At 52.0% G+C, this 4,325-nt stretch carries 4 protein-coding genes and 1 pseudogene; all 5 read left to right on the top strand.

The features are described 5' to 3' along the window. The first annotated feature begins 186 nt into the window (after window positions 1-186). The 5 genes and pseudogenes from MGMO_RS19350 (at window position 187) to MGMO_RS18765 (ending at window position 4,004) form a co-directional block, all read left to right on the top strand. Window positions 187-866 (top strand): IS1 family transposase gene (locus MGMO_RS19350; protein ID WP_152976415.1). Its coding sequence is split into 2 segments (ribosomal slippage): window positions 187-508 and window positions 508-866, totalling 681 coding nucleotides; the frame shifts between segments, so codons are not numbered across the junction. A 95-nt stretch (window positions 867-961) separates the two neighbouring features. After that, window positions 962-1,414, top strand: coding sequence for a winged helix-turn-helix domain-containing protein (locus MGMO_RS18780; protein ID WP_152976414.1), 453 nt, complete (start codon window positions 962-964; stop codon window positions 1,412-1,414). Window positions 1,415-1,419: 5 nt separating this feature from the next. Next, entirely contained in the window at window positions 1,420-1,965 is a 546-nt protein-coding gene (locus MGMO_RS18775) for an IS630 family transposase (RefSeq protein ID WP_161808528.1), read from the top strand. Between the two features lie 7 nt (window positions 1,966-1,972). After that, window positions 1,973-2,874: pseudogene (locus tag MGMO_RS18770) on the top strand (tyrosine-type recombinase/integrase). Beyond that, window positions 2,871-4,004 carry an IS91 family transposase gene (locus MGMO_RS18765; protein WP_023496654.1) on the top strand — a complete coding sequence of 378 codons (1,134 nt, stop codon included), beginning with the start codon at window positions 2,871-2,873 and terminating at the stop codon, window positions 4,002-4,004. The pseudogene MGMO_RS18770 and the gene MGMO_RS18765 overlap by 4 nt, the downstream one beginning before the upstream one ends. Window positions 4,005-4,325: the final 321 nt, after the last annotated feature.

The following is a 4,325-nucleotide window of genomic DNA, read 5'->3' as shown; positions in this document are numbered from 1 at the left end:
CTATCCTCGAATCTGAGACGAAAGAAAATAGGGTCATTTACTTATCACGGATTCCCGATATTTTGAAATATTCCGCTTATATGCAACAAAATCGGGCTTTTTATAAGCACGAGAAATTTTTGGGGGTATTGTTAAGTTAGTATAGCATTTGCTACACTTACCCAATTTGTAGGGGTAAAGGCTAATATGAATTGTCCAAAATGKGGTTCGACCGATTGCGGCAAAGATGGCATCGTCAAAGAGAAGCAGCGCTATAGATGCARGTCTTGTGGGTATAGGCATMCTGTCCAGTATCGAGGGATAAGCCCGGAGMCCAAGCGGCMAGCGCBCCAGCTTTACCTTGAAGGGCTTGGTTTTCGTTCCATTGGCCGGTTCCTGAAATGCAGCCATGTTGCCGYCTACAACTGGATCAAAGCACATGGCGAGYCCATTGAGGCCATCCGCTCTGCTGCCGGTGTTGAAGTGGTCGAGATGGATGAAATGCATACGTATATAGGCTCCAAAAAAACTATTGCTGGATTTGGATTGCTGTTGATCGACATGGGAAMCGCTTCCTCAACTGCGARGKGGGTTCCCGCGACACCGACMCCKGGCGAAMGCYCTGGGACTCAATCAAAAGCAATGATATAACCGATGTCATGAGCGATTATTGGAGTCCTTATGAAAMATTCGTTCCGCAAGCGTTGCATMCCCAATCAAAAGCCGAAACCTATMCCKTCGAAGGCTATAACAGCTTKTTCAGGCATTTCCTGGCTAGGKTGCGCCGAAAGTCGAAGTGCTACAGCAAAAGCAAAGACATGCTTAAATATTCCGTCATGCTTTTGATGCTCAAATGGAACGGCGAGCTAAAGCCTATACTTTATTAACAATGCCCATAATTTAAAGTAAAGACTAAATATGGGAGGCAACGATCGCACGACCAAGACAATTACCCGATACGTTGCAGGAGCATGATTTTCATGTGCTGGCAAAAACGGAGTCGCATCCACGAACGCGCGTTCGATTTCTGGGTATGGCGCATCTGCAAGAGGGGCGAGACTACCATGAGATAGCGACGGCCTTACGCGTCCCTAAGATCACCGTCCAGGGCTGGGTGCAACGGTTTAAGGCCGAGGGTCTCGACGGTTTAAGGGAATCCCCGAGAAGTGGCGCAAAACGGAAATTGGCGGCGGCCCGGGAGGCCGAGTTTAAGGCAGCAGTAATGGGGCTGCAAGATCAACGGCCAGGCGGGCGGATTACAGGGCACGATATCAGGGCCTTGCTGGAAGAACAGTTTCAAGTGGACTGTTGCCTCAATAGTGTTTACAACCTATTGGCCCGACTGGGTCTGGTCTGGATCACGGCCCGGTCGAAACATCCGAAGCAAAGCCAGGGGAGCCAAGACACCTTTAAAAAAACTTCCGTGCCGCGGTGATGGCCGTGGTGCCTGATGAGCTTAGCGTGGAGAGGGTCGAGGTCTGGTTTCAGGATGAGGCGCGAGTGGGCCAMCGGGGGACGGTGACACGTATTTGGGCAGCCAAAGGCAGCCGTCCACGGGTCGTCCGGCAACAGCAATTTGAAGCGGCCTATGTGTYCGGGGCGGTCTGTCCTGCCGAGGGCAAGGCTTCGGCATTGGTCATGCCTGCGGCGAATTCCGAAAGCATGCAACATCATCTCAATTTGATTGCTGCTGCAGTCACTCCGGGTAAACACGGCGTATTGGTGTTGGATCGTGCCGCTTGGCATGTGACTGAAAAATTGCTGATGCCAGCCAACCTTTCTATCCTGCCTTTGCCGCCCTMCTCGCCGGAACTGAACCCAGTTGAGCAGATATGGCAGCAGCTACGGCAATCAGATTGGGCTAACCGGTGCTTCAAGGGCTATGACGAAATCGTTGGGGTGTGTTGCCAGGCATGGAACCGGTTTGCCAGCCAGCCCGACACTATTAGAAATCTGTGTACCCGACAGTGGGCTTTATTAATATAAGAAACTATTGGCATTGGTATTAATTTTCAAGCAGAATTATCAAAGCCATCTTAAACACCTGAAACTCAAAGGACTCCAGCCTAAGACGATTGAAGCCTATTCTAGAGCCATGCGACGTATCGGTGCCTATTTCGATTATGAACTTAGCGATCTGTCCGAACTTCAGTTGACCGATTATTTCAGCGATTTGCTGGAATCGCATTCCTGGAGTAGCGTCAAACTCGACCTGTACGGGCTTAAATTCTTCTATGCCTATGTGTTGAACAAGCCCTGGCCAGTGTTTCGGCTGATCAAACCGCCGAAGGTACAACGCTTGCCGGATATCGTCACGGKTGAGGAGGCCAGGCGGCTGTTCTCGATGMCCCACACCCTCAGCTACCGGGTGTTCTTTTTTACGCTGTATAGTTTGGGGCTGCGCCTTGGCGAAGGTTTGCGTTTGACGGTGGCTGATATTGATGCACAGCGGCTGCGGGTGCATATCCGCGATGCCAAGGGCAACAAGGATAGGTTGGTGCCTTTGCCGGTGGCGACTTTGGATTGCCTGCGCCGCTTCTGGCAGGTGCACCGCAATCCGGTATTGCTGTTTCCCAACCGCCACGGTGGTTTGAGGTCGGCGCATTTGTCCAAAACACCCCTCGATCGCGGTGGCGTGCAAACAACGCTGCGCCAAGTCGCCCAGGACTGCGGCATAAAAAAAAGATTTCCCCGCACAGCTTACGCCACAGCTACGCGACCCATCTGATCGAAGCAGGCGKCGACCTGCTTGAAGTCCAGAAAATCCTGGGCCACCACAGCATCCTGACCMCCGCCCGTTATACCCMCCTGACTGACACCACGAACATTCAGGCCGACGCGTTGATCAATGCGCTAATGGATGGTTTTGCCATGGAATGGCGGGGGGTCAAATGAGGTTACTTTCGTCGATTATCCAACGCTTTGAAACCGAGTTTCTGGCGACATATCCAAATGCMCTACCCAGCCAACTTAAAGCCCTATCCGCGCTGAAACAGTGCCGCACTTCGCAAAGTCCCGTGATGATGGTGCAATGCGACGGCTGTGACAAGCAAGCCTTCATCCCGCATTCTTGCGGCCATCGCAACTGTCCGCATTGTCAGCATCATGAAAGCCAGCAATGGCTAGGCCGCCAACTTCAGAAACAAGTGCCAGCGGCGTATTTTATGCTGACGTTCACGTTGCCAAAAGAGCTGCGCCCATTGGCTTGGCAACAGCAGCGCATACTTTACGGCTTGCTGATCCGTTGTAGKTGGGAAACGCTCAACACCTTCGCGCAAAACGATCCGCAGTTACAAGGTCAGGCGGGTGCGATTTCGGTACTGCACACTCATTCGCGCCGATTGGACTATCATCCGCATGTGCATGTGGKGATGCCTGCGGCGGCGAKCGATCCGGGTCAGCGGTTGKGGCGCACCAAAACCAGCAAAGGCCATCAATCCTATTTGTTCAACCACAAGGCCTTGGCGAAAGTGTTCCGTGCAAAGCTGCTTGGCGCTATTCGGGCAGCGGGGCTTGAGCTGCCGGCCTGTTACCCGAAAAAATGGGKGGTGGATGTCAAGTCCGTTGGCAGCGGCGACAAAGCCTTAGTTTATCTGGGGCGCTATCTGTACAAGGGCGTGATTCAGGAGAAGGACATTATCGCGTGCAAGGACGGATTGGTCACATTCCGCTACCAAGACGGCAAAACCAAGCAGACGCAAACCCGGACGCTGCCGGGCCCTCAGTTCTTGTGGCTGATTTTGCAGCATGTGTTGCCGAAGGGCTTTAGGCGCACCCGCAACTTTGGCTTTCTGCATGCCAACAGCAAAAAGCTGCTGGCATTGCTGCAAGAGCTGTTCAAATTGAATCCGATTAAAACGCTGGTCGCGCTGGCAATAAGACCCGCGATCAAGTGCCCTTGCTGCGGCAGTGCCATGCAGATTGTGAAAACGCGGATTCCCGCCCGGATGGCTTTCGGGCTTGCGCCCTCCGGTTGRCAGAAAGGGGGCATAACCGATTATGTGACCGCATTGGCCAATCCGTGAAATTTAAAATCGGCATGTAAGCCGATGACCGCGCTTGCCTGAAAAAGGCCATAATCCAGCTTAAATCATCACCTCTCACAAAAGGTGCTGCACAAGACAACGCTTTTTGTCGGCCCTCGGGTACTGCGGCTTAGATTTTCCGCGAAACCTATAAAATCCAAAAAGATATTTTCTTATAATAGACGTAGACTGTATCGATTATCACCGGGCTTGTCCAACAACCGGTTCAGATTGTGGTTCGCTTCGCTCTCACAATCTAACCTTATTCGTTAGGCATTTTTACCTGCATGTTTGAAGCGCTGAATTTCAGATGTAATAAAT

The sequence above is a fragment of the Methyloglobulus morosus KoM1 genome, assembly GCF_000496735.2.
GTDB classification, from domain to species: domain Bacteria; phylum Pseudomonadota; class Gammaproteobacteria; order Methylococcales; family Methylomonadaceae; genus Methyloglobulus; species Methyloglobulus morosus.
This window is presented reverse-complemented; position numbering and strand designations above follow the sequence as displayed.